General features: G+C 66.9%; 14 protein-coding genes. 4 read left to right on the top strand and 10 right to left on the bottom strand.

The window, feature by feature from the left end; all coding sequences use genetic code 11:
- Positions 1-23: 23 nt before the first annotated feature.
- The 8 genes from C8J43_RS07140 to C8J43_RS07175 form a co-directional block, all read right to left on the bottom strand.
- Entirely contained in the window at positions 24-2,969 is a 2,946-nt protein-coding gene (locus C8J43_RS07140) for a sugar-binding domain-containing protein (RefSeq protein WP_133030313.1), read from the bottom strand.
- 159 nt (positions 2,970-3,128) lie between these two features.
- Positions 3,129-5,681, bottom strand: a complete 2,553-nt coding sequence (locus C8J43_RS07145) for an exo 1,3/1,4-beta-D-glucan glucohydrolase (protein ID WP_133030314.1) — start codon at positions 5,679-5,681, stop codon at positions 3,129-3,131.
- Between the two features lie 130 nt (positions 5,682-5,811).
- The gene (locus tag C8J43_RS07150) at positions 5,812-8,160 is read right to left on the bottom strand and encodes a TonB-dependent receptor plug domain-containing protein (RefSeq protein WP_133030315.1); all 2,349 of its coding nucleotides are present in this window, start codon (positions 8,158-8,160) and stop codon (positions 5,812-5,814) included.
- Positions 8,060-9,046: a FecR domain-containing protein gene (locus C8J43_RS07155; RefSeq protein ID WP_133030316.1), complete on the bottom strand. Its 987-nt coding sequence runs from the start codon at positions 9,044-9,046 to the stop codon at positions 8,060-8,062. The genes C8J43_RS07150 and C8J43_RS07155 overlap by 101 nt, the downstream gene beginning before the upstream one ends.
- An 84-nt stretch (positions 9,047-9,130) precedes the next feature.
- Positions 9,131-9,631 (bottom strand): RNA polymerase sigma factor, encoded by a 501-nt coding sequence (locus tag C8J43_RS07160; protein WP_060526608.1) that lies wholly within the window; start codon positions 9,629-9,631, stop codon positions 9,131-9,133.
- Between the two features lie 122 nt (positions 9,632-9,753).
- Entirely contained in the window at positions 9,754-9,987 is a 234-nt protein-coding gene (locus C8J43_RS07165) for a hypothetical protein (RefSeq protein ID WP_133030317.1), read from the bottom strand.
- Positions 9,987-11,177: a glycosyltransferase gene (locus tag C8J43_RS07170; RefSeq protein ID WP_133030318.1), complete on the bottom strand. Its 1,191-nt coding sequence runs from the start codon at positions 11,175-11,177 to the stop codon at positions 9,987-9,989. The genes C8J43_RS07165 and C8J43_RS07170 overlap by 1 nt, the downstream gene beginning before the upstream one ends.
- Positions 11,174-11,968, bottom strand: coding sequence for a polysaccharide deacetylase family protein (locus tag C8J43_RS07175; protein WP_133030797.1), 795 nt, complete (start codon positions 11,966-11,968; stop codon positions 11,174-11,176). Before C8J43_RS07175 ends, C8J43_RS07170 begins: the two co-directional genes overlap by 4 nt.
- A gap of 337 nt (positions 11,969-12,305) precedes the next feature.
- Here C8J43_RS07175 and C8J43_RS07180 point away from each other — a divergent pair, with 337 nt between their 5' ends.
- Together C8J43_RS07180 and C8J43_RS07185 are read left to right on the top strand one after the other, a co-directional pair.
- On the top strand, positions 12,306-13,229 hold the full coding sequence (locus tag C8J43_RS07180; RefSeq protein WP_133030319.1) for a hypothetical protein: 924 nt from the start codon (positions 12,306-12,308) through the stop codon (positions 13,227-13,229).
- The gene (locus C8J43_RS07185; RefSeq protein WP_133030798.1) at positions 13,229-13,735 is read left to right on the top strand and encodes a DUF2141 domain-containing protein; all 507 of its coding nucleotides are present in this window, start codon (positions 13,229-13,231) and stop codon (positions 13,733-13,735) included. The genes C8J43_RS07180 and C8J43_RS07185 overlap by 1 nt, the downstream gene beginning before the upstream one ends.
- A gap of 24 nt (positions 13,736-13,759) precedes the next feature.
- Here C8J43_RS07185 and C8J43_RS07190 read toward each other — a convergent pair whose 3' ends face one another.
- Positions 13,760-14,221 carry an Lrp/AsnC family transcriptional regulator gene (locus tag C8J43_RS07190; RefSeq protein ID WP_133030320.1) on the bottom strand — a complete coding sequence of 154 codons (462 nt, stop codon included), beginning with the start codon at positions 14,219-14,221 and terminating at the stop codon, positions 13,760-13,762.
- 107 nt (positions 14,222-14,328) lie between these two features.
- Here C8J43_RS07190 and putA point away from each other — a divergent pair, with 107 nt between their 5' ends.
- The gene (putA, locus tag C8J43_RS07195; RefSeq protein WP_133030321.1) at positions 14,329-17,931 is read left to right on the top strand and encodes a trifunctional transcriptional regulator/proline dehydrogenase/L-glutamate gamma-semialdehyde dehydrogenase; all 3,603 of its coding nucleotides are present in this window, start codon (positions 14,329-14,331) and stop codon (positions 17,929-17,931) included.
- Positions 17,932-18,360: 429 nt separating this feature from the next.
- Here putA and acnA read toward each other — a convergent pair whose 3' ends face one another.
- Entirely contained in the window at positions 18,361-21,045 is a 2,685-nt protein-coding gene (acnA, locus tag C8J43_RS07200) for an aconitate hydratase AcnA (RefSeq protein WP_060526615.1), read from the bottom strand.
- 426 nt (positions 21,046-21,471) lie between these two features.
- Here acnA and C8J43_RS07205 point away from each other — a divergent pair, with 426 nt between their 5' ends.
- On the top strand, positions 21,472-25,008 hold the full coding sequence (locus tag C8J43_RS07205; protein ID WP_133030322.1) for an autotransporter domain-containing protein: 3,537 nt from the start codon (positions 21,472-21,474) through the stop codon (positions 25,006-25,008).
- Positions 25,009-25,401: the final 393 nt, after the last annotated feature.

Genomic DNA, 25,401 nt, shown 5'->3' on the forward strand with positions numbered 1-25,401 from the left:
GGGCGGCGAGGATCTTTATCGGTTCAGCGGACTTTGACGGCGGTCTGCGTCACGTTCCAGCCGCGCAGCGCGACCGTCGTCCTGCCCTTGGTCGCGGAGGCGGGGTAGCGGATCTCGATCCGCCGCTTGGCACCCGGCAGCAGCGAGACATAGTTATCGGTGAAATAGGCGGGCAGGACCTGCGTCCCGTCGCCGTTCATCACCGTCAGCTTGGTCGCCAGCGCGGCGACGCTGCCCGGATTGGACAGGTCGAGCGTGGTCGCGATCTCGTCGCCATCGCGGCGGCTGGTCGCGGTCGAGGTCAGGCGGACCTTCGCCATCGTCGTCATGCCGCGATAGGCGTCGTCGTCGGCACCCTGCCAATAGACGTTCTGCGAGACGATCTTGCCGGCGGCATCTGTCACGTCGAGCGAGACCAGCACCATGCCCTGCGTCAGCAGCGGTGCCAGATCGAGCGTGAAGGCATCCGCGACCAGTCCGGCGCCTGCGCTGACCGTCGCGCGCTGTTCGGCGAGCACGCGGTTGTCCAGCGACGTCACCTTGGCATGAACCACCGCACCGGTCAGCGCGGGACCGTTGTTGACCAGCACGATCTTGTGATCGGGCAGGTTCATCTGGACGTGGACCGGCTCGGACGCCTTCTTGGTGCCGTAGAACGCGGCGTGCGTGTCATAGTCGGACGAGAAGATCTGCCACGCCGAGGACGGCCAGGCGGGCTGCGTCATCCACAGCATTCTCGCGGAGTTGGTGGTCCACAGCCCGGCGTTGAACCCTTCGAAGATCGCGCGATAGGAGTCGTACTCCATCATCTGCGCCTTGCGTTCGAAGTCGGGCAGGCTGGTGCCCGCACCATAGCGAGTCGCGAGCGCATCCATGTACGTCTTGACCGCGCCGTTCCCGGTCTGGTGCCAGTCGTGATACGCCCAGGTATCGCCGATCGGCCAGAGATCGGCCTTAGGCAGCGCACGCGTCCATGCCTCCAGCGTCGGGAAGCTGGGCGTGCCGAGTTCGACCGAGAAGCCCTTCGCGTGTTCGGTGAAGTAGGTGGACTCGGGCCGCCAGTTGTACGGGCCGCTGTTCTGCAGGTTCACGCGGTTCGACGAGCCCATGTAGAGGCGCGTGCCGTCGTCGCGGTTGATGATCCCCTGCAGCGCCTCGTTGAGGATCGGCTGCGGCACGCCCTCGTTGCGGCCGAACCAGACGACGATCGAGGGATGGTTGCGGAACCGCTTCACCACGTCTTCGGCATTGGCGGCGAACAGCGGCACGTCCTGCGCCTCGATGTTGTAATCCTGAGTCGATTCCCAGAAATCGTTGAGGATCATCAGCCCGTGTTCGTCGGCTAGATCGTAGAACGTTTCCTCGGTATTCTGGCCGACCCAGTTGCGGATGATGTTGAGGTTCGCGTCCTGATGCAGCCGGAAGAACGGCAGCAGGCGCTCGCGTTCGGTCCGCTTCATGAAGTCGTCCATGCCGATATTGCCGCCACGCGCGGCGATCCGCACGCCGTTGACCTTGATCAGGAGGTAGGGCGCGAGCCCGGCGTCGCCCGCGATCGGCGTCACCGCCGGCGAGGTTTCGGCGCCGGGGACGAGCGAGGCGGCCCAGCCATTGTCGGTCTTGCGGATACCCTGGTGCGTGCCGTCGACGATCTGCGTGTGGAGCGCGCGCGCCTTGGACAGGTCGATGCCGACGCGGCGCAGCGTATCGGTCTTGTCCATCAGCGAGATCTCGTACGTCACCTGCCGCATGCCGAAGCGCAGGGTCTTGGTGTCGGAGACGGCGTTGTTGGCGGCAGTCGTGAGCGTCAGGTCGTGCAGCGCGGGCGCGCCGTAGCCGTTCGGCCACCAGAGCTTCGGATTGCGGACTGCGAGCGCGGGAAACTCGGCGGGCGCCATCATCACGTCGGCGCTGGCATGGGGCGCGAGCGGTACCGACTTGCTGACCGTGACGGCGTCGAACTTCGCGGTGACCGTGGCGGTGGTCGGCTGGTCGGTCAGGTTGCGGACCGGCACGGTGATCTCGACGTTAGCGACGCTGTTGTCGGCGTACGGCAAGGTCGTCACCACGTGTGCATCGCCCAGCGCGGTATCACCGGTCGCGATCAAGTCGACGCCCTGCCACAGCCCGGTGTTGCGGTCGCGGATCGACGGGATCCAGTCCCAGCCCTCGCTCGCGACGAAGGTCGGGCCATCGAGCATCTGCATCCCGCCATTCTCGCCCACGCCCGCGGTCATCGACTCCTCGTGAGCAACGCCGGGATGGGGAGGCGGCGACACCTTGACCGCGATGACGTTGCGGCCCGCTGCAAGCTTGCCGGTGACGTCGAACCGGCCGCGGATGAACGCGCCCTTCATCGTGCCGAGACGCGCGCCGTTCAGCCAGATCTCGGCAGCGTAGTTCACACCTTTGAAGTTCAGTTCGAGATGCTTGCCGGTGGTTTCGGCGGGAACATCGATCTCGGTGCGATACCAGTAATCCTGCCGCGCCAAGCTCTCGGGGATCGTCAGGTTGTTCAGTCCGAACGCGGGATCGGCATAGACGCCGCGATCGACCAGCGTCGTCAGGACGGTGCCGGGAACGGTGGCGACATACCAGGATTTCGCGTCATAGCCCACGCGCGACAGGGCGGCACCATCCGCTTGAACCTTGGGGGCTTCGGCGAGACGCCAGCCGGCGACGGTCCACAGGCCGGGGGCGCGTCTGGCGAGTGCGGGACCCCGCGGGATCGGCTTGGCGACGGGCTTGGGCAACGGCGCGCGGGTCCGGGGGATGGTTGCGGGATCCTGGGGGGTGACCTGTCCGGCCATCTGGCGCACCTGGACCGGCCATTCGGACTTCACCGTGCCGCGATCGGCATAGCCGGCGGGCAGCGCCGCGGGTCCCGCCAGCGTCTGCGCCGACGCGGTCGATGCGAGCATCAGCCCAAACAGGGAAACGCCAAGCCCGGTGGCAGAACGGTCGGTCATCAGTCATCCCCCATATCGGCAGCCGGATCTGTGGCCGGGCTGCGCTATCAATCCATCAGAGCATGACCGACTGAGAAAGCCAATTGATTTGGCGAATTAGGTCTCATGAGGAAATTCGACGTCAGCCGAGCGGGCGGTGCGACCGCCCGCTCGGCCCGATCAATCGCCGCACTTCGTCATCGGCACGGGCGCGGAGTCGATCTTGACGTCGGAGATCGAGAGGCCAAGCTTGCCGTCGGTGGCGATCACGAACGGTGCGGTGACGTGCGCCATGTCGATGCCGCGCTTGGCGAAGCATTTCAGCGGAACGATCACCTGCTGCCAGTCGCCCGGCTTGCCGGCCGCGAGCGTCCTGGTGATCGGGACGGTGACCGACTTGCCGTCGTTGCTGACCATGCCGAGACCGACTGGTGCGCTGCCTGCGCGATCGACGCGGACGTCGACGACGAGGCTGAGTTCGCCGTTGCTCTCGCGCGTGAGATCAAGCGGACCCGACGCCTCGACCCGCGTTTCGGCGGGGCCGCCGGTCCAGACGAACGCGCGCGCGTCTTCCTGGCGGCGGCGGTCGACTGCGGAGGCGGTGAGGCGCTTGGTCGCGGTCGTCGCGTTGACGCCGAGGAGGCGGACCTTCGACTGGCCCTGCTCGACCAGCGCGAGCGACCAGCCTTCGGGAACGCGGCCCTTGCCGAAGATCGTGCCATTCGACGATGCGGCCATGCCGGCGGGGCGAGTTTCGTCGAGCTTCGGCACGCTGCCCGGCTTGGCGTAACTGAGGCCGTAGCCGAATGCGAACAGCGGGTCGTAGCCGGGGTCGGAACGGTTGAGGACATACTGGTCGGGGCGTTTGGGCCAGGAGAAACTGAGTTTGCCGCGGAAGTCGTTGGCGACGCTGCCGTCCTTCTGGCGGAACAGCACGTCGGCGACGCCGCCGCCTTCGCTGCCTGGCAGGAACGCCGCGACGAACGCGTCGGAGGCGTTGAGTTCGGCATTCACCCAGAGCGGGCGACCTGACAGGAACACCGCGACGACCGGCACGCCCGCGGCCTTCAGCTTGCGCAGGAGGTCGAGGTCGGACTTGTCGTCGGGGCTGAATTCGAGGTTGGGGCGATCGCCCTTGAACTCGGCATAGGGCTGTTCGCCGAACACGACGATCGCCGCGTCGGGCTTCTTCGCGAAGCTGCCGTCCGCCGACAGCGTCGCGGTGCCGCCGGCGTCCTTGACCGCGGTGCTGATCCCCGACCAGATCGTCTCGGCGTTGGGAAAGTTCGCGTTGGTGGTGCCGCCGCCCTGCCAGGTGAGCGACCAGCCGCCGGCCTGTTGCGGGATGTTGTCCGCACCGCCGCCTGCGACGAGGATGTTGGCGGAGGGCTTGAGCGGGAGGAGTTCGCCTTCGTTCTTGAGCAGCACCATCGACTCACGCGCGGCACGTCGCGCGATCGCGCGGTGGTCGGCGGCACCGATCAGGGTCATCTTGCCGGCGAGCGCGCGCGACGACGGGCGACCGCGATCGAACGTGCCGGCGCGGATTTTCACGCGCAGGATGCGGCGGACCGCGTCGTCTAGGCGCGCGGCGGGGATCTCTCCGGATTGCGCCTGTTTCAGCGTGTTGGCGTAGAGCGTCTTCCACCCGCTGCCCGAATACATGAACATGTCGAGGCCGGCGTTGATCGCCGCGGCGCAACTCTCGTTGCTGCACCCGTCGACCTGGCCGTGGCCGTTCCAGTCGCCGACCACGAAGCCGTCGAAGTGGAGGCGGTCCTTGAGCACGCCGGTCAGCAGGCTCTTGTTGCCGTGCATCTTGGCGCCGTTCCAGCTCGAGAAGCTGGCCATCACCGACTGCGTGCCCGCCTCGATCGCGGCGGGGTAGCCGCCAAGGTGGATGTCGCGCAGCGTCGTCTCTGGGATACGCGCGTCACCCTGGTCGCGTCCGCCGGTGCCGCCATCACCGAGGAAGTGCTTCGTCGTCGCGATGACGTGGTCGGGGGCGAGGAATTCCTTGGTGCCGACCTTGCCCTGGACGCCTTCGATCACCGCGCCGGCGTAATCGGCCTGGACCTGCGGTTCCTCGGAATAGCTCTCGTACGTCCGGCCCCAGCGGTCGTCGCGGACGACGGCGAGCGTCGGTGCGAAGGTCCAGTCGATGCCCGCGGCGGCGGTCTCGATCGCGGTGACGTGGCCGATCTCGCGCATCAGGTCGCGGTCGCGCGCTGCGCCGAGCCCGATATTGTGCGGGAAGAGCGTCGCGCCGGGTATGTTGTTGTTGCCGTGGACCGCGTCGGTGCCCCAGATCACCGGGATCGCGGGGCGGCCGTCGTTGCGCGCCATCGACGCGTCGTAGAAGTCGTCCGCGAGCTTCAGCCATTCGACCGGCGGCGCGAGATCGTTGCCGTGCGGGCCGGCGTTGCCGCCGTTGAGGATCGAGCCGAGCTTGTAGGTGCGCAGATCCGACGGCTCGATGCTGGCGATGTCGACCTGGATCAGCTGGCCGATCTTGTCCTCCACGGACATGCGTTTCAGGATCGCGTCGATCCGTGCCTCGGCCTTCGGATCGCGCGAGGGGCGGGCGTTCGCGGTAGGCCAGATCTCCGGGTGCGCGACCGCAGACAGGGTTGCGGTAGGGGTGGCGGTCGCTGTGGTAGTCGGGGCTGGTATCGGCGTTGCTGCCGATTGCAGCAGAAGCGCGATCGTGACCGTGGAAAAGCCTGCCGACATCATAGTCCCCCCGAGATGGCACGCGATTTGGTATCGGTACCTTATGGCCTCCTCGTACCGGTGCGGCGCGGTAGCATGCAAACGAATTGGTCGTGCGGTGGCGGGCGTTGTCGCGCGGGGGTCGCGTTGCTCAGAAGCCGATCGACAGGCTCAGCGTGATCGCGCGCGGTCGGACCGGGACGGTCTGCTTGATCGACGCGAGCGTGAACGGGTTGCCGAAGCCGAAACTGTTGCCGCGTCCGTTCAGGAGATTGTCGACCGCAAGCGACCAGTGGCGCGGACCGTCGTCGACCGTCGCACCGGCGGCGACCGTCGCATAATTGCCCGCCCGGCGATCGAGCGTCGGGTCGAAGCTCAACCGGGTCTGGCCGATATAGCGGGCGGTCAGATAGGCGCTGGCGGGCAGCGCGATCAGCGAGAATTTCCGCGTCAGGCCGAATCGCGCGGAAAAGTCGGGGACCACCGGCAGGCGGCGGTCGTCGTCGTTGCCTCGCTGGTATTCGCTGGGGGAGGTCAGTCTTGCGCGCTGGATGGTGGTACCGACATCGATCGTCAGCGGTCGCGCGTCCATCCGCGCGCCGAACTCGATGCCGTAATTGGTGGCGTTGCCGACGTCGATCGTGCCGAACAGTCCGTCCGAATCGACCACATCACTGCGCAGATGCTTCCAGACCGATCCGAAGACCGCGCCGGTGAGGCTGACCCGGTCGTCGAACGCGCGTATCCGCCAGCCGAGTTCGAGGCTTTGCAGTTCGTCGCCTGGAATCTTCTGGTCTTTACCGGGCAGATCGCGCGAGACCGCCGCGGGCCGGATCGCGCTGGCATAGCGTAGCCAGACCAAGCCAATGTCGTCGCGGTGCCAACTGAGCGTCGCGCTGGGGGTGACGCCGAGCTTGGTCGCGCTCTGCTCCTGCGGGCCCTGCTGTTCGATGTCGTTGGTCGTGACGAAGCCGCGCAGACCGAGCTTGAAGTCGAGCGCGGAGGACAGCCGCTCGGTGCCTTCGGCGAACAGCGCGGCCTCGAAGACCGCCTCCTTGTCGTCGCGGGCTTCGATCGCGTCGCCGGCCGCGACGAAGCTGCCCTTCAGCCGGGTGGTGCCATTCAGCAGCGACGCACCGATGATCCAGGGATGGCGCGCGGACGGATCGCTGACGCGAAACTCCTGCGTCAGCAGGCGGATCTCGCGACTCTCGTCATAGGCGAGCGGCGTGGCGGTATCGAGCAGGCTCGCCCTGCTGCTCGCGTCGTAGGTGCTGGTGAAATCGTGCGATACGACCGAACTGGTCGACTGTACGTCGAGCCGGCCGATAGATCCGCGGATGTCGAGCGATCCCGTCACGAAATCATTGTCCTGCGGCTCGGCGATCGAGGTCGCGCGCGTCAGCCCTCGCGTGGCGTATTGGCTGTCGCGCGTGTCGATCCACTGACCGACCCCGCTCGCGGTCGCGGTCCAGCCGTCGCCGATCGCCCAGCGCAGCGCCGCGCGGGCGCCGGTTCGCCCGGTGCGATTGACGTTGCGTTTGCCGCGTCCGCTGTCGTCGATCCAGCCGGGCATCGTCTCCGCCCATGCCGATGCGCGCAGCGCGACGCTGCCCGTCACGATCGGCAGGTTGACGGTCGCATCGAGCGCGCCGCCCAGAGCGCCGTCCTTGATCCCGGTGACCTCGGTCGAGAGCGTCTGGGACACGCTGTCGAGATCGGGCCGGGTTGTGACGATCCTGACCACACCGCCGAGCGCGCCGGTGCCGTACAGCGTTCCCTGTGGCCCGCGGAGGATCTCGACATGGTCGATATCGACCATCCTGAGGTCGGGATCGGGGGAGGAATAGCCGATCCGTGCATCGTCGAGATACAGGCTGACGAGCGACTGGCTGGTGCCGTTGAAGGCACTGTCGGCGACGCCGCGCAGGAACACCCGGTCCCGGCCCGGCCCGAGATTGGTCGAGAACGCGCCGTCGGTGGCGGCGAGGAGATCGACCAGCCCGCGCTTGCCGCTCAGGTGATCCAGCGCGGGCGCCCCGAAGATGCCGATCGAGGCGGGAAGGTCGGACAGACGTTCGTCGCGTTTGCTGGCGGTGACGATGATATCGCCGCCGGTGTCGGCCGGCGGCGCGATCTCGCGGTGTCGCTCGACCGGGTCGCGGTGCGATGCCGGTTCGATCCGCCAGGTCGTCGCATCGACGCGGACCGCGCGCAGATGCGTGCCGGCAAGCAGCTTGCGAAGCGCCCTGGCGATATCCGACACATGATCGATGCGTTTGACCTGCACGGCGGGCAGCGACCCGGCCATGCCGATCGAAATGCCCGTCTGCCGCGCGAGCGAATCGAGTGCGGTGCGCAGCGAGCCCTGGGCGATGCTGATCCCGCCCTGAGCCGGTTTATCCGCGTAGGCCGGCGCGCTCGATATGGACGACGCCATCAGCGCGACGCAACCGTACAGGCAGAACCGCGCGAAGCTGATCGAGGAGCCGCGATCCATCGCCAATCGTTAAAACCCCGGAAAAGCGCAGCCCAGCGGCGGACGGATCGACCACCAGCGGGGCGGTCGCATACCGCGATATGTCCGCGACAACCAGCGGTAACGGCGCACCGTCGTAGTTGAGCCGGCCATCGGTCCAGTCGGCGACCGAGGCGGGCGAAACCGAGCGCCGCTCGGCGATCCCGGTCGTCGTGTCGATGTCGAGCCGCTGCCCCGCGCTCACCGTCGCGGGAGGCGACCCGTCGCCGGTGTGCGGCGCGACGCTGACTTCGCCTTCGGCGACGGCGACCGACAGCGTTCGACCGGCGTTGACGACCGAAAAGCGCGTGCCGACGTCGCGGATGTCGTAGTCGCCGGCGCGGACGATCAGCGTTCGCGACGGATCGTGACGGACGGTAAAGCTCGCCGCGCCGTTCGCCAGCGTGATCAGCGGGGTGGTGCCGCCGGCGACCGAAACGCGCGATCCGCGATCGATCCGCATCGCACTGCCATCCGCCAGCGTCAGCGCGCGCGTATCGCCGGCGTTCGTCGCATAGACCTGTGCCCCCTCGCCACCGAGCTGTGGCGCGACGAATAGCAGCGCCAGCCCGGCCGCGAGCGCGCCGCCGGTGCCGGTCGCCGCCCAGCGCCAGCGCGATGCGCGAGGAGGCAGGGCGAGCGGTTGCGCTTCGACCACCGCGTCGTCGTTTGCCGGTAACAGCGCGGCGATCGAAGGAGCGGCCTCGCCGATCTCGGCATCGAGCAGCGCGATCGAATCATAGGCGGCGCGGTGCTCGGCGTCGTGGGCGAGCCAGTCGCCGAACCCCTCCCAATCCATGTCGGGCGCATCGATCCGGGCGTGCCAGACTGCCGCTGCGTCGATCGGGTCTTGGGTCGTCGCAGCCATCAAGGTGCCCTCGTTCCAAGCGGATGCCCCCCGCTCGTGCCATAGACGCCACCGTTCATCCCGCACCGCAGTCGGGCGTGACGATCAATCGTCGTTTCGATCATCGAGCGCCTTTCTGAGATGCCTGAGCGCGACGGCGATGTGCTTTTCGACCGCACTGCGGGTGATGCCGAACTCCGCGGCGACCTCGGCGTGCGACAGGCCATCGATCTTGTGGCGACGGAAAACTCGCATCGCCCCCTCGGGGGGGCCGGCGAGCGCGGTCGCCAGTTGCGCAATCCGCTGCCGCCCGGCGACCGCGTCGAAGGCGGAGGGCGTATCGTCGACCGCTTCGTCGCCCATGATCGTCGTCATGCTCTCCGCATAGCCGGTATCGCGGCGCGCGCGCCGTCCGGTCGCGCGCACCCGGTCGAGCACGATATTCAGGCCGATCCGGTGGAGATAGGCGAGCGGGTTGGCGATCGGCCCCGCGGCGGGTTCGGCGGTGCGCAACCAGATCTCCTGCACCACGTCTTCGGCTTCCGCAGCACTCCCCGTCCGCCCGGTGAAGAACCGGACGAGCTGCGGGCGATGCGCCGCAAGCACTGCCGAAAGCCCGGCAGGCTGAAAACTTTCCGCGTCGGCTACGGCATTGCTCCGAACTTCAGGAACCGGGACGGATACCGCGTATCGCGGCGTCTGTCGCTACCGAAGGACGGTGGGGCGTGTCACAGGCTGCGGGACCGCGTGACGACCCGCCACAGCAGCACGATTGCGACCGCGATCAGCAGGAAGATCGCGGCGATCGGGGCGAGGTAGAAGAGCGGCGCCCGCCACGGCGTCGCGGCGACGGGTGGCGATCGGGTCAGGTCGTCGCGGATCGATGGTCGCGCCACGGTGGTCGCGCCCGGCAGATCGTCCTCGCTGGTGTCCGGCATCGAGATCCGAGCCATGGCGGTCATCATGCCACGTCCTGCCGGCGTTCGGGCTGCGCAGCCATATTATCCTGGTACAAGGCGAGCAGCGCGTCGAAGTGATCGTCCATCGTCCGGACCGGGCGATCGAGAGGACCCGCCGCCGACGCCAGCCGCGTTCCGGCAAACGCCAGGATCGCATCGGCGACCGCCTGCGTGTCGCCGGATCGATAGAGCACGCCGTCGCTGGCGCGCGCGAGATCGGCGGCGCCGCCGCGGTCGGGGGCGATCAGCGTCAGTCCCGACGCGATCGCCTCGGCCGCGACGAAGCAGAAGGTCTCCGCTTCGCAGCCGTGGACCAGCGCATCGGCACTCGCCATCAGCCGGGCGATCGCGGTCCGGTCGCGGATCGGTTCGAGCAGGCGGACATGCGGGTTGTCGCCGATCGCATCCATCACGCGCCGTTGCCGCGAACCGCCGCCGATGATCAACAGCCCGACCGGGGTGTGCGTGCCCGCGACCGTCGCGGCCTGCGCGACCATGTCCCAGCGCTTCTCTGGCGCATGGCGACCCACCCCGATCAGCAGCAGTGCATCCTCGCCCAGTCCACACAGCGCCAGCATCTCGCGGCGCAGGTCGGCGTCGCGCAAGCGCGGCGAGAACTGGCCCGGATCGACACCCATCGGATCGGTCGTCACCTTGTTGAGACCGCCTTCGCGCAACCGTTGGGTCAGGCTGTCGCTGGCGCTGACGATATGGTCGAACTGCGCGTCGAGCCGGCGCAGATGCCGCCAATACCAGTCGAACGCACGATCGATCGCCTGGGTCGAGGCGACGTTGCCGAACCAGCGATAGGCGTAGGCGGACAGTGGATCGGCATGTGCGATCAGCGAAAGCCGCGCGCGCGACCCCGACTGCGTCCGCCAGTCCGCGACCATCGATGCACTTCGCCACGGCGACGACACCTCGACGACGTCGGCGTCCTCCTCGTCGAGCATCGCATGCAAGGCGGCGCGGTCGGCGAAGTAGCGATAGGAGCGGTCGAGCGGGAAGCGTGGCGATTTCAACCAGCGCACGCGGGCGTTGGGGCCGCGTTGTTCTTCACGGTTCTCCTCGCCGGGGGCGATGACGACGACCTCGTGCCCGCGCGCGGCGAGCGCGACGAGCTTGCGGTCGATATAGGTGCGCACGCCGCCGCCGGTCGGCGTGTAGAATGCGCAGACGTCGACGATCTTCATGCCGCGATCCTCTCGACCGGTGCAGCGGACATCTGGTCGGCGACCAGGTCGGCGTAGCGAGAGACCGTGCGGCGCTCGGCGAGCGTGCGCAGCGTGCGGTCGATGCTGGTCAGCAGCGATTCCTTGGTCACGTCGCCGGGATGGACCGCGACTCGCATCGTCGGCATCCAGTCGGGCATGACGCGCGCCGCGGCGGCGACCGCGAGCGAACTGGCGGTCCGCGCGCGCGTCCGGCTGGCCCAGGTCACGACCGGGCCGCGCGAGACGATCGCGCCGGTGGCAGGCTGCCATACGCGGAAATGATCTTCGGCCAGCGCGAAGTCGCAGGCCTTCAGCGCGGCATGCGCGCCCGGTCCGTAGAGCCAGGCCGGCGCGATGAAGCCCGCGACCGACCGACCGATCGCCTGCTCGACCATGTCGCGACCGGCGCGCATCCGGTGTTCGGCTTCGACCGCGTCGAGCCCGAGGAACTCGCCTTCGCCAGCGGTCATGTAGCGCGCCTTCAGAGCAGTGGCCGCATTGCGGTGATCGCTCGCGTCGCGGTGGAACCAGCCGTGCAGGAACATCTCGACGCCGGCATCGGACCATGCGCGCAGCCGCCGCTCGAACGCCGGGGCATGATCGAGCCGCGCGGCGCCCCAGTGATCGGGGACCACCAGCATCGCGAACTTCGGACCGCCCAGGATCGCATCGATCCGTTCGGCGAGCAGGTCGATCGGCGCGGCGAAGGCGGGCGAGACGTCGTGGATCGACACGACGAGGCGTCGCTGCGCCGCCGATTTGCGTGCCATCGACTTGGCGTCGGACGCTGGAGGACGCTGCCCCCCGCTGTGGTCGCCCCCGCTCTCGCTCTGGTCGCCCCCGCTCTGGTCGAATGTCGCCATGGTCTTGCCTTCATACGTCGCGCACTGATGACGGGACGGCGCCGCCTCGATGCTTCCGCAGTCCGCGCCGATCCCTACCGGCAAATTATTTCACTGATGGGACGGGCATCGCTGCGGCTCGGCGTTGCTGGCGGCGTCCTGTGGGCATGACCCGATCCGGATCACTCGCTTCGGCGTCGCTTGGCACCACACGCCTCTGCCGCCCGCCGTTGGCCAGGTCCCGTTACTACCGGAGCAATGTCGCATGACAGAGATGCCGCTGACGCTGACGCGCGCACAGGTTTTTCCCGCCCTGACACCGACCGTCGTCCGCAAGGGCTTCGTCGGCCGCTGGCTCGCGCCGCTGTTGTCCGCCGCGATCCTGATCGGCGCGCTGTGGCAGCTGCGCAGCCTCGACGTGCCGGGCATCCTGCACATGGTGCCGATGTCGCCGCTGTTCTGGGCGATCTTCGCGCTGGGCTATCTGGTGACGCCGTTCAGCGAATGGGTGATCTACCGGCGCCTCTGGCGATTGCCGGCGGGCGGCATTCTCGCGCTGCTGCGCAAGCGGATCAGCAACGAGATCATCCTCGGTTACTCGGGCGAACTGTATTTCTACGGCTGGGCGCGCAAGCACGCGACGATGGTCGGTACGCCGTTCGGCGCGATCAAGGACGTCGCGATCCTGTCCGCGGTCGTCGCCAACGTCTGCACGCTCGCGCTGGCGGCGGCGAGCTGGCACGCGCTCGCCGCGCTGCATCTCGGCACCAGCGCGAAGGTCATGATCGTGTCCGCGGCGAGCATGGCGATCCCGTCGCTCGTCACGCTGGTGCTGCGCAAGCGGCTGCTGACGCTGCCGCGCCCGGAACTGACCCGGATCGCGGTCATCCATTTCCTGCGGATCGTCGCCACCACCGTGCTGGCTGCGTTGCTGTGGGCAGCCGTGATGCCCGCCGCGCCGCTCGCCTGGTGGCTCGCGCTGGCGACGTTGCGGATGCTCGTCTCGCGCCTGCCGCTGTTGCCGAACAAGGACATCGTGTTCGCTGGGCTGGTCGCGTTCACCGTCGGGCGGACCTCCGAAGTGACCGCGGTGCTGACCATGATCGCCGGGCTGTGGCTGGTCACGCATCTTCTGCTCGGCGCGGCGCTGACCGCGGTCGAACTCGCCACCATGGAGCGTAACAAGTGATCCTGTTCTCGATACTGGCGCTCGCCGCTACGGCTATTCCCTCGACCCCGAGGCTCGGCACCGTCGAGGCGCGCTGCCGACCCAACGAACCGGGGCCCGCGCTGATCGTCGACGTCGATGGCCTGAAGGACCGCGTCGGCGTGCTCCGCGCCGAACTCTACCCGGCGCGCGACGGCGATTTCCTTGCCGACGACAACGTCCTGATCGGCGCCGGCAAGACCTTCCGGCGGTCGGTGATCACCGTGCCCGCGACCGGCGTGGTGTCGCTCTGCCTGCGCGTGCCGGCACCGGGGACCTATGCTCTCAGCGTCGTCCATGCGCGCGACGGCGGCCACGGCTTCAGTCTGCTCCACGATGGTATCGGCTTTGCCAGCAACCCCAAGCTCGGCCATTCCAAGCCGCATGCCGATCAGGCCAAGGTCGTGGTCCATGACGGCATCACCACCACGCACGTTGTCATGAACTATCGCAGCGGACTGTTCTCGTTCGCGCCGATCAAGCAATAGCCGAGGAGGATCCGGGCCCGCGGATCAGCGGGTCCTGTCCTTGACGGTTTCCATCGCCACGAAGGTCGACGTGCTCGCGACGTGCGGCAGGCTCGAGATCTTCTCGCCGAGCACCGCGCGGTAGCGGCGGATGTCGGCGGTGCGGACCTTCAGCAGATAATCGAAGCTGCTCGCGATCATGTGGCATTCCTCAACCTCGGGGATGCGGCGGACCGCGGCGTTGAACGCTTTCAGCGCCTGCTCGCGCGTGTCGTCGAGCTTCACCTCGGCGAACGCGACGTGATCGAGACCCATCTTCTCGGCATCGACGATGGCGCAGAAACCGCGGATCACGCCGCTTGCGATCAGTTTGCGCAGGCGAACCTGGCACGGCGTCTTCGACAGCCCGACGGCGGCCGCGAGGTCGGTGACCGACATGCGGCCGTCCTCCAGCAATGCGGCAACGATCTTGTGGTCGAAGCCATCCATTTCAACTGTTGCCGGCATCAAATCACTCCGATCGGTCCGCGAATGGCGCGTACAAAAGCGATATAGCCCGCCGGATGCCGATACATAAGTCGGATCGACTTTTGGAAGCGATCTATGGCGGTGGAATGACCAGCCAGCCCTTCGCCGCCTTCGCCCCCGCTATCCGCGAGGCTACCCCGTTGCGATCGGCGATCACCGCCGCGTATCGGCTGGACGAGGCCGAGGCGCTCGCACCTTTGATCAAGTCCGCGACGCTCGACCCCGAGACGCACGCTGCGGTGCGCGAGACGGCGCGCGATCTGGTGACGCGGATGCGCGCCGAACATCGCGGTACCGGTGTCGAGGGGCTGGTGCAGGAATATTCGTTGTCGAGCCAGGAGGGCGTCGCGCTTATGTGCCTTGCCGAGGCGCTGCTGCGGATTCCGGACGATGCGACGCGCGATGCGCTGATCCGCGACAAGATCGCCGGCGGCGACTGGACCGCGCATCTCGGCGGCGGCAAGTCGCTGTTCGTCAACGCCGCGACCTGGGGGTTGGTGGTCACCGGCAAGCTGGTCGGGAGCGCCGACGATCGCGGGCTCGGCGCGGCGTTGTCGCGGCTGGTCGCGCGGGTCGGCGAGCCGGTCATCCGCCGCGGCGTCGATCTCGCGATGCGGATGATGGGCGAGCAGTTCGTCACCGGCGAGACGATCAAGCAGGCGCTCAAGCGCGCACGTGAACTCGAGGCCAAGGGTTTCGGCTACAGCTACGACATGCTCGGCGAAGCGGCGACGACCGCCGCCGATGCCGCGCGCTATTATGCCGATTACGAGACCGCGATCCACGCGATCGGCAAAGCGTCGGCGGGGCGCGGTGTGTATGCGGGGCCGGGCATCTCGATCAAGCTGTCCGCCCTGCACCCGCGCTACGTCCGCGGGCAGGCGGCGCGTGTCATGGAGGAGTTGCTGCCGATGGTGGCGCGTCTCGCCGCGCTGGCGAAGCGCTACGACATCGGTTTCAACATCGATGCCGAGGAGGCCGACCGGCTCGAACTGTCGCTCGACCTGCTCGAGAGCCTCGCGCTCGATCCCGATCTGGCGGGCTGGAACGGGCTCGGGTTCGTCGTCCAGGGCTATGGCAAGCGGTGCCCGTTCGTGATCGACTGGATCGTCGATCTCGCGCGGCGATCGGAGCGGCGGATCATGGTCCGGCTGGTCAAGGGCGCGTATTGGGATGCCGAGATCAAGCGCGCGCAGGTCGATGGCCTCGCCGACTTCCCGGTCTACACGCGCAAGCTCCATACCGACATCGCGTACATCGCGTGCGCACGGAAACTGCTGGCCGCGCCGGATGCCGTCTTCCCGCAGTTCGCAACGCACAATGCGCAGACGCTGGCGACGATCTACCAGCTTGCCGGACCCGATTTCGCGATCGGCCAGTACGAGTTCCAGTGCCTGCACGGGATGGGCGAGCCGCTGTATCAACAGGTGGTCGGCAAGGATAAGCTCGACCGGCCGTGCCGGATCTACGCGCCGGTCGGCACGCATGAGACGTTGCTCGCGTATCTGGTTCGCCGGTTGCTCGAGAATGGCGCGAACTCGTCGTTCGTCAACCGGATCGCCGATCCTGCGATCTCGATCGACGCGATGATCGCCGACCCCGTCGATATCGTGTCGGCGATGCCCAATCCCGGCGCGCGCCATGACGAGATCGCGCTGCCGGGCGGACTGTTCCCCGATCGGCGCAACTCGGACGGCATCGATCTCAGCGACGAGACTGCGTTGACGGCGCTGGGCGACGATCTACGGGAAAGCGCGGCGATCGCGTGGTATGCCGGTTCCGAGGCCAGCGGCGAGACGCGTGCGGTACTCAACCCGGCCAACCACCGCGACGTCGTCGGTCACGTTGCCGAAGTCGCCGTCGAGGACGCGCGCGCTGTCGTGGCGCGGGCGGCCGCGAGCATTTGGTCCGCAACGCCGGTGGCCGATCGCGCTGCGGCGCTCGATCGTGCAGCCGACGCGATGCAGGCGCGGATGCCGATCCTGATCGGTCTGGTGATCCGCGAGGCGGGCAAGTCGGCGGCCAACGCGATCGGCGAGGTTCGTGAGGCGATCGATTTCCTGCGCTATTATGCAAAGCAGGCGCGGACTACGATGGGGCCCGCGCAGATAGCGCTGGGGCCGGTGGTGTGCATCAGCCCGTGGAATTTCCCGCTCGCGATTTTTGCGGGGCAGGTCGCCGCCGCGCTGGTCGCGGGCAATCCGGTGCTCGCCAAGCCTGCCGAGGAAACCCCGTTGATCGCTGCCGAAGCGGTGCGGTTGTTGCACGAGGCGGGGATCCCGGCGGATGCGTTGCACCTCGTTCCCGGCGACGGCGCGATCGGCGCGGCGCTGGTCGGTGCGCCCGAGACGGCTGCGGTGATGTTCACGGGGTCGACCGACGTAGCTCGGCTGATCCAGCGCCAGTTGGCGACGCGGCTGTCCGCCACCGGCGCGCCGATCCCGCTGATCGCAGAGACCGGTGGCCAGAACGCGATGATCGTCGATTCGTCGGCGCTCGCGGAACAGGTCGTGGCGGACGTGCTCGCCTCTGCTTTCGATAGCGCGGGACAGCGGTGCTCTGCACTGCGCATCCTGTGCCTGCAGGAGGAGGTTGCCGACCGGACGCTGGCGATGCTGAAGGGTGCGCTGCAGGAATTGCGGATCGGCCGTACCGACCGGCTGGCGATCGATATCGGTCCGGTCATCACCGCCGAGGCGAAGACGGGGATCGAGTCGCATATCGCCCGGATGCGCGCGGCGGGGTACCGGGTCGACCAGCAGGAGCTGCCGGCCGAGTGCGCGCATGGTACGTTCGTCGCGCCGACGATCATCGAGATCGGTCATATCGGCGACGTCGAACGCGAGGTGTTCGGGCCGGTGCTCCACGTCATCCGGTTCAAGCGCGATAAGCTCGACGCGCTGATCGATGCGATCAATGCGACTGGGTATGGGCTGACGTTCGGGCTGCACACGCGGCTCGACGGGACCGTCTCGGACATCACCGCGCGGGTGAAGGCGGGTAATATCTACGTCAATCGCAACGTCATCGGCGCGATCGTCGGCGTGCAGCCGTTCGGCGGGCGCGGGCTGTCGGGGACTGGTCCGAAGGCGGGCGGTCCGCTGTATCTCGGGCGGCTCGTGACCGAGGCCGCGAACGCGCAGATCGGGTCCGGTACGCCGATGCCGCTGCTCGACTCGTTCATCGCGTGGCTGGGGCAACGTGGCCATCGCGCCACCGCCACCGCCGCGCGTCTCTATCGCGACGGGTCGGCGCTGGGTGTCGAGACGCTGCTGCCGGGCCCGGTCGGCGAGCGCAACGTCTATGCATTGCATCCGCGCGGGCGTGTGCTGTTGAAGCCCGCCACGCCAGCGGGGTTGCTGGAGCAGATGGCGGTGGTGCTGGCGACGGGCAATCGCGCGCAGGTCGAGGGTATGGCGTTGCCCGAGGGGGTCCCTGCGGGGGTCGCTTCGGTGTTCGCAGATGACGGCGACGCGCCGTTCGCCGCGGTGCTGGTCGAGGGCGATGCGGCGGTGGTGGCGCAGATGGTCGAACGGGTAGCGGCGATGCCGGGGCCGATCGTTCTCGTCCATGCGGCCAAGCTTGGCGCGCCGCTCGCCTACACGCCCGACTGGCTGCTGGAGGAGGTATCGACCTCGATCAACACCACCGCTGCAGGGGGCAATGCGAGCTTAATGATGATCGGTTGAGGCGGCGGCCAGGGTAGGCCGGGCATGAAATTCATGCCGAAGACCGTATTAATTGTAAAAATGTCGCTCGAACACGCGACCGACATATCCCTGCAACATATCGGCGCGAAAGGGAGAGCGTCGCCGCTCCCTCTCCCCCTGTGGACGGCGACTTTGACCGGGTCCCCCCTGTCCCGGTCTTCTCCCTGAACTACGGGGCGACCTTCACGGTCGCCCCGCCTTTTTGTTTTCGGGAGCGCGCTGGGCTCGGCGCTAGACGCGCGACAATAACCTGAGATGTTTGAAGTCTATCGATCCTCCCCCGCCAGGGGGACGTGGCAGGCGCTTGCCTGACGGAGGGGGAGGTAAGGGGAACCTCTGTTCCGTGTCCTCCCCCTCCGTCGCCTTCGGCGCCACCTCCCCATGGCGGGGGAGGATCGTAGGGCAGTCTTACGCGGCCAGCTTGCGCAGGACGTAGTGGAGGATGCCACCGTTGAGGAAGTATTCCAGCTCGTTGACGGTATCGATCCGGCACTTGGTCTGGAACGTCTCGCTGGTGCCGTCGGCGCGGGTCATCTTGACCGTGACGTCCTGACGCGGGCGGATGCTGGCCACGTCTAGGATCGTGAACGTCTCCGAACCGTCGAGGCCGAGCGTCTTGCGATCGGTGCCTTCCGCGAACTGCAAGGGCAGCACACCCATGCCGACCAGGTTCGAGCGGTGGATGCGCTCGAAGCTCTCGGTGATGACCGCGCGGACGCCGAGCAGGTTGGTACCCTTCGCTGCCCAGTCGCGCGACGAGCCGGTGCCGTATTCCTTGCCCGCGACGATCACGAGCGGGGTGCCGTCCTGCTTGAAGCGCATGGCGGCGTCGTAGATCGCCATGACTTCGCCGTCGTACTTCGACATGCCGCCCTCGATGCCGGGGACCATCTCGTTCTTGATGCGGATGTTGGCGAAGGTACCGCGCATCATCACGTCATGGTTGCCGCGACGCGCGCCATAGCTGTTGAAGTCCGCCTTGCTGACTTGATGCTCCTGCAGGAAGCGGCCTGCGGGGCTGTCGGCCTTGATCGAACCGGCCGGCGAGATGTGATCGGTGGTGATCGAATCGCCGAGGATCGCGAGCGGCTTGGCGTCGATGATGTCCTGCACCGGCGACGGCGTCATGCTGAGGCCCTCGAAGTACGGCGGGTTGGCGACATAGGTCGAGCCTGCGCGCCATGCGTAGGTGTCCGAGCCGGTGACGTCGATCTCGCGCCACTTGGCGTCGCCCGCATAGACGTCGCCGTAGCGCGCGCCGAACATGCCGGCGTCGATGTTGGCGTCCATCGTCGTGCGGACTTCCTCGTTGGTCGGCCAGATATCGCGCAGATACACGTCCTGGCCGTCCGACCCCTGGCCCAGCGGCGTTTCGATCATGTCGGTCGTGACGGTGCCCTTGATCGCATAGGCAACGACCAGCGGGGGCGAGGCGAGGAAGTTGGCGCGGACGTCGGGCGAGACGCGGCCCTCGAAGTTGCGGTTGCCCGACAGGACCGACGCGGCGACGAGATCGTTCTCGTTGATCGCTGCCGAGATCGCAGGCGCCAGCGGCCCCGAGTTGCCGATGCAAGTCGTGCAGCCATAGCCGACGAGGTTGAAGCCGAGTGCGTTCAGATCCGCGGTAAGGCCAGCCTTGTCGAGATAGTCGGTGACGACCTGCGAACCGGGGGCGAGCGAGGTCTTCACCCACGGCTTCGACTTGAGGCCGAGTGCGTTCGCCTTGCGCGCGACGAGCCCTGCGGCAACCAGCACCGACGGGTTCGACGTGTTGGTGCAGCTGGTGATCGCGGCAATGACGACGTCGCCGTCGCCGATATCATGCTCGCGACCCTCGACCGCGACGCGGGCGGGCTGCTCCTTGTGGTACAGCTTGTGGAGGTCGCTGTTGAACACCTCGTCGACCTTGTTGAGGCTGACGCGGTCCTGCGGGCGCTTCGGGCCGGCGAGCGAGGCGACGACGGTGCCCATGTCGAGTTCGAGCGTGTCGGTGAACACCGGATCCTCGGCATTCTCGTCGCGCCAGAAGCCGTTCGCCTTGGCATAGGCCTCGACCAGCTCGACATTCTCATCCGAGCGTGCGGTGAGGCGCATGTAGTCTAGCGTCTTGTCGTCGATCGGGAAGAAGCCGCAGGTCGCGCCGTATTCGGGCGCCATGTTGGCGATCGTCGCGCGATCGGCGAGCGTCATCGACGACAGGCCGGGGCCGAAGAACTCGACGAAGCGACCGACCACACCCTTGGCGCGCAGCATCTGCGTGACGGTCAGCACCAGATCGGTGGCGGTGATGCCCTCGTTCAGCTTGCCGAGCAGCTTGAAGCCGACGACCTCGGGAATCAGCATCGAGACGGGCTGGCCGAGCATCGCGGCCTCGGCCTCGATCCCGCCGACGCCCCAGCCTAGCACGCCGAGACCGTTGATCATCGTCGTGTGGCTGTCGGTGCCGACCAGCGTATCCGGGTACGCGATCATCGTGCCGTCGCCGTGGTCACCCGAACTAGCCGACGACCAGACGGCCTGGCCGATATATTCGAGGTTCACCTGGTGGCAGATGCCGGTGCCGGGGGGGACGACCTGGAAATTGTCGAGCGCCTTGCTGCCCCACTTCAGGAACTCGTAGCGCTCGATGTTGCGCTCATATTCGAGGTCGACATTGTCGTGGAATGCCTGCGGCGTGCCGAACTCGTCGACCATCACCGAGTGATCGATGACGAGGTGGACGGGGACCTGCGGGTTGATCTTCTCGGGGTTGCCGCCGAGCTTGGTCATCGCGTCGCGCATCGCGGCGAGGTCGACCACGCAAGGGACACCGGTGAAGTCCTGCATCAGCACGCGCGCCGGGCGATACTGGATCTCGCGGTCGCTGCGACGCTCCTTCTGCCAGTCGACGATCGCCTGGATATCCTCGCGCGTGACAGTCACGCCGTCCTCGAAGCGGAGCAGGTTCTCGAGCAGCACCTTCATCGAGAAGGGCAGGCGGCTGATGTCGCCGAGCTGTTCCGATGCCTTGGCGAGGCTGTAATAGTCGTACGACTTGCCGCCGGTGGAGAGGCTGGTGCGGGTCTTGAGGGTGTCCTGGCCGATGGCAGTCATAGGGGTCCTTCCCGTGGGCGTCGGGCCGCCGGGCGCCGAGGGGAAAGCAGCCATATAGGCCACGCGGGCGCGTCGGGGACCGAGCGAAAAATGCTGTTACCGGAGGGGCCTTAGCAAGGGGGAGCGCATCGGGGAAGGGCACGGGTGCCGCGCTGCAAGGTATTCGGTGATCGCGGTATGCGCGATAGCGCTACCGGGCGTTAGCGGTCGCACGTGGCCATTTTGGTGCGCGCGTCCTGTCGGACCAGCCGAGACCACCGCGACGACGGTCGATCGGCCTGTGGCATATTTAACGCGTTTGTTACGAATAATTACAAAGGTGTGAAACTCGACGGATCATCGATTGCGTTCGCAAAATGGTCTGCATAGCTTCCCTTCATGGTGCACGTTTCCGAAAATGGACGGCACGAACAGGGGGTTATACAGATGACGATCGTTTCTGCGGACGCAACGAACTGTCTCACGCGTCGGTCACGGCTGAACCTGCTCGCGTCCACCGCGATCCTGATCGCGGCGGCCGTTCCGACGCTGGCGTCGGCCCAGGAGCGACCGACGAGCGTCGACGTGATGGCGTATGGCAGCACGCTCAACCCCGCCGATCTGGTCACCCAGCCGAGCATCGTCATTAGCGCTCCGGGTACGCCGACCACCGCACAGGACGTCGCGGGTGGCGTGAACGGTGTCGGCCAGATGACGATCGATGCGGGCGGTGGCGGCCTCGGAATCTGTACCGGGTCGCTGATCAACCCGCGCACGGTCATCTTCGCCGCGCATTGCGTCAACGAGAACGGCGCCGGCACCGGTGCGCAGGATCCGTGGCAATATGGATCGCAGGGCGGCGGCATCCCGATCGCGTTCGGGTTCGCGCAGAACAACCGCCCCGCGGTGATCGACTGGTTCCTGCCGACCACCGCGACCGGCGCGGTCAATGCTCAGCAGTACAAGACCAACACCGCCAACTTCCTGTATAACGTCAATCAGGTCGTCTATAATGCCGACTCGCTGAAGCTCGGCCTGTCGCAGAACTTCATCCAGGGTGACGTCGCGATCGCGACGCTCGATACGCCCGCCGCCAACGTGCCGACCTGGGCGCTGTTGCTGTCCGCGCTGCCGGCACCCGCGACGATCGGCGCGACCACCGGCACCGGCTATCACGTGACGATCACCGGCTATGGTCGCAGCGGGCAGGGTGGCACGCTGGTCGGCGATACCAACGGCATCGACTACCGCCGCCGCATCGCCGAGAACACGATCGGCATCCTCGGCTCGTTCGACGATCGCGATGCGTTCCTGTTCGGATCGACCAGCGGCCTGCCGCAGAATCTCTACCAGCTCGATTTCGACGATCCCCGCCGTGGCACCGCTGCAGCCAGCCCCTATGATTTCAACCTGTTCAAGGACGACGCGCTGCCCAACGAGGGTACGACCGCGGGCGGCGATTCGGGCGGTCCGCTGATCCTCGATCGCACCTTCGCCAAGCAGGTCGTGATCGGCGTCCTGTCGGGCGGTAACCGGTTCTATGGCGCGCAGCCGTTCGGTGCCTATGGCACGGCGAGCTTTTACCAGCCCCTCTATCTGTTCTCGGATTATATCACCGCGAACAATCCGTATCGCTATGCGCAGACCAGGGCGGGCGACGGTCAGTGGACCGACGCATCGCACTGGGTGACCGCGCTCGACCCGAACTACCAGATCATCGTCGACGGCAAGCTGGTCAACGGCGTGCCGACCAGCACCGGCGCGGGTATCGCCGGCGATGGCAGCAAGTTCGGCCAGGTATGTTTCCAGACCGATTGCGTCGACGTGAAGACGGGCGTCCAGACGGTCGACGGCGTTCCGGTGACGACGACCGCCGCCTCGCCGGCAGTCGTGACCAAGGTCGCGACGGGCGGTGTCGCCGCGGCCGGCATGATGCTGGAAACCGTGGCGCAGGGCGGCAAAGCCGACGCGTCGCTGCTGGCCAGCGCGGAGAACGTCGCGCAGGCCGGTAAGGACGTGACGGCGCTCGCGGTGCTGTCGCCGACGCTCGCCAACGGCCTGCCGGGCGCGACCAACTTCGTCCCCAACAACATTGATCCCGATCGCACCACGCAGCGTAGCGCACGCTATTACGACGTCACGCTGGCGGCGGCGGGCACCACCACGCTCGCATCGTCGGTCACGGTCGACAAGTTCACCGTCGCGGGCAGCATGGCCAAGCTGGCGGTGACGTCGGCCGGGTCGCTGACCAGCCTGATGACGATCAATCAGGTCACCGGCACGGTGCAGAACGACGGCGTGATCTCTACGCAGGGCGACTATTTTATGCTCGCCGGACTGCTGACCGGATCGGGGCGGATCAACACGCCGTTCTTCACCAGCGTCTCGGGCATGATCGCGCCCGGCACGATGGGGACGATCGGGACGCTGACCGTCGCAGGCAACGGCATCCTCGCTTCGGGCACCAACCTGCTCGTCGATCTCGGCGCCAACGGCACGTCGGACAAGCTTGCCTTCGTGGCGACGACGTTCAACGCCAGTGGCGCGGCGACCAACGGGATCGTCAATCTCGGCGGCAGCGTCGGGTTCGCGCCCGTCGCAGGGCAGACCATTCGATCGAACGATATCTACACGATCGTGACCGCGCAGGGCGGGGTCAGCGGGGCGTTCAATGCGGCGACGCCGCTCAGCGCGATCCTGACGCCTACCTATGTTTACAGCGCCAATGCGGTGCAGGTGCGGATTGCTGCGGGGCAATATAGCAATGTCGTTGCCGCGACGCCGATCCAGACAGCGTATGCCGGGCTGCTCGATCGCAACCGGTCAAACTATGCGGCGCTGAGCGGGCTGTACGGCACGCTCGATCTGCAGACCGCAGCGACGATCCGCTCGACGCTGGAGGGGCTCGCGCCCCGCGCGGAAACGCTGAAGTCGAGCCTCGGCGTGGCCTCGGTCGACACGATGTCGCGGTTCTACCGCGATCGCATCGCGCAGATCGATACGCGCCACGGGCTCGGGGGTACGCTCGCGCTGATCGGCAAGCCGTTCCAGGTGGCCTCGCTGATGGCGAGCGACCTGCCGGGCGGACAGGACATGATGAGCGACACCGGCGGCCCGGTCGTCCAGTCGGGCAAGCTTCCCGATGACATGGGTGGCTTCATCGCGGGCGGCTATATCGACGGCCGCAGCCGCTCGATGCCGACTGCGGTCCCGTTTGGCGGGCATGACAAGTTCGACGGTTATTTCATCGCCGGCGGTCTGGAGAAGCAGGCCGGCGAGGGCGCGGTGATCGGCCTGTCGGTCTCGTACACCGACACCGACGGCACCACCGGCGGGATCGCGCAGCGGGCCAAGGGCGCGCTGTACCAGGGGACGGTCTACGGCAAGCTGGAGACCGCGTCGGGGATTATCCTCGACACGCAACTCAGCGCGGGCGCGTTCGTCGCGAAGACCGATCGCACCGTCGGCTTCGTCGGCACCAGCTACCGGTTGCGCAGCACCGACAATGCGCTGACGCTGGTCGGCGAAGTCGGCCTCGGCAAGGCGTTCGACCTGTCGATGCTGAAGGTCGGCCCGCGCGTGTCTATCCGGGCCAGCCATATCGGCTTCGGCAAGTCGATCGAGACTGGCCGCCCGAACGGGAGCGGCCCGGCGTTGTACGTCGACCGCGACAGCTTCGACAGCGTGCAGGGGCGTGCCGGGCTGTTCCTAAGCGGCGGCGCGTCGCTCAAGCCGTACGTCGCAGCCAATTACGTCCACGACTTCAACTCGACGCCGGGTGTGTTCGGCGCGAACTTCGTCGGCGGGATCGGTCCGAACGCGCTGTTCGCGCTTGCCGGTCAGGACAAGAACTGGGGTGAAGTCAGCGGCGGCCTGACGCTGGTCGGCGACCGAGTCGACGTCTCGATCGGCGCCGATACCACGATCGAGCGCAGCGACGTGTCGAACCAGACCTACAAGGGATCGATCAGCATCCGCTTCTGACAGGGTACCTCGATTTGGCGATAGCGCCGATCCGGCAAGGGCCGTCCGCTTAGCGGATGGCCCTTTTCGTTGTGCGTTCCGATCCGAAGTGACATCCCGACTCGGGCGATACGTTCGGCATCTTTCGTCCGACCATCAATGCGGCCGCGTATTGTTGCCTGATGAAAGGATGATACTGATATTGGATAGTTCTTTCAGAACTAACAAATATTATGGTTTATTCGCGGGATAGCCATTGCTGGGCTGCCTAAAATCCCAACTATGCTTGATCGATGTCTTGGAATTATCAGGCTTGTTTTGAGATGTTGATCAATTACTATGACAAAGATAAGGTTTGGCGTGTCCGCTTCATTAACTCGCGTCCTATAATGTCGTGATCGACCGTCCTCGGCA

Origin of the sequence: Sphingomonas sp. PP-CE-1G-424, from assembly GCF_004341085.1 — a bacterium.
GTDB lineage: Bacteria > Pseudomonadota > Alphaproteobacteria > Sphingomonadales > Sphingomonadaceae > Sphingomonas.

What these genes read in the sequence shown, in the direction of transcription:
- putA (WP_133030321.1), top strand. Translation starts at nt 14,329, where the DNA reads ATGACCAGCCAGCCCTTCGCCGCCTTCGCCCCCGCTATCCGCGAGGCT.
- C8J43_RS07140 (WP_133030313.1), bottom strand. Translation starts at nt 2,969, where the DNA reads ATGACCGACCGTTCTGCCACCGGGCTTGGCGTTTCCCTGTTTGGGCTG.
- C8J43_RS07155 (WP_133030316.1), bottom strand. Translation starts at nt 9,046, where the DNA reads ATGGCTGCGACGACCCAAGACCCGATCGACGCAGCGGCAGTCTGGCAC.
- acnA (WP_060526615.1), bottom strand. Translation starts at nt 21,045, where the DNA reads ATGACTGCCATCGGCCAGGACACCCTCAAGACCCGCACCAGCCTCTCC.
- C8J43_RS07170 (WP_133030318.1), bottom strand. Translation starts at nt 11,177, where the DNA reads ATGAAGATCGTCGACGTCTGCGCATTCTACACGCCGACCGGCGGCGGC.
- C8J43_RS07190 (WP_133030320.1), bottom strand. Translation starts at nt 14,221, where the DNA reads ATGCCGGCAACAGTTGAAATGGATGGCTTCGACCACAAGATCGTTGCC.
- C8J43_RS07165 (WP_133030317.1), bottom strand. Translation starts at nt 9,987, where the DNA reads ATGACCGCCATGGCTCGGATCTCGATGCCGGACACCAGCGAGGACGAT.
- C8J43_RS07180 (WP_133030319.1), top strand. Translation starts at nt 12,306, where the DNA reads ATGACAGAGATGCCGCTGACGCTGACGCGCGCACAGGTTTTTCCCGCC.
- C8J43_RS07205 (WP_133030322.1), top strand. Translation starts at nt 21,472, where the DNA reads ATGACGATCGTTTCTGCGGACGCAACGAACTGTCTCACGCGTCGGTCA.
- C8J43_RS07150 (WP_133030315.1), bottom strand. Translation starts at nt 8,160, where the DNA reads ATGGATCGCGGCTCCTCGATCAGCTTCGCGCGGTTCTGCCTGTACGGT.
- C8J43_RS07175 (WP_133030797.1), bottom strand. Translation starts at nt 11,968, where the DNA reads ATGGCACGCAAATCGGCGGCGCAGCGACGCCTCGTCGTGTCGATCCAC.
- C8J43_RS07145 (WP_133030314.1), bottom strand. Translation starts at nt 5,681, where the DNA reads ATGTCGGCAGGCTTTTCCACGGTCACGATCGCGCTTCTGCTGCAATCG.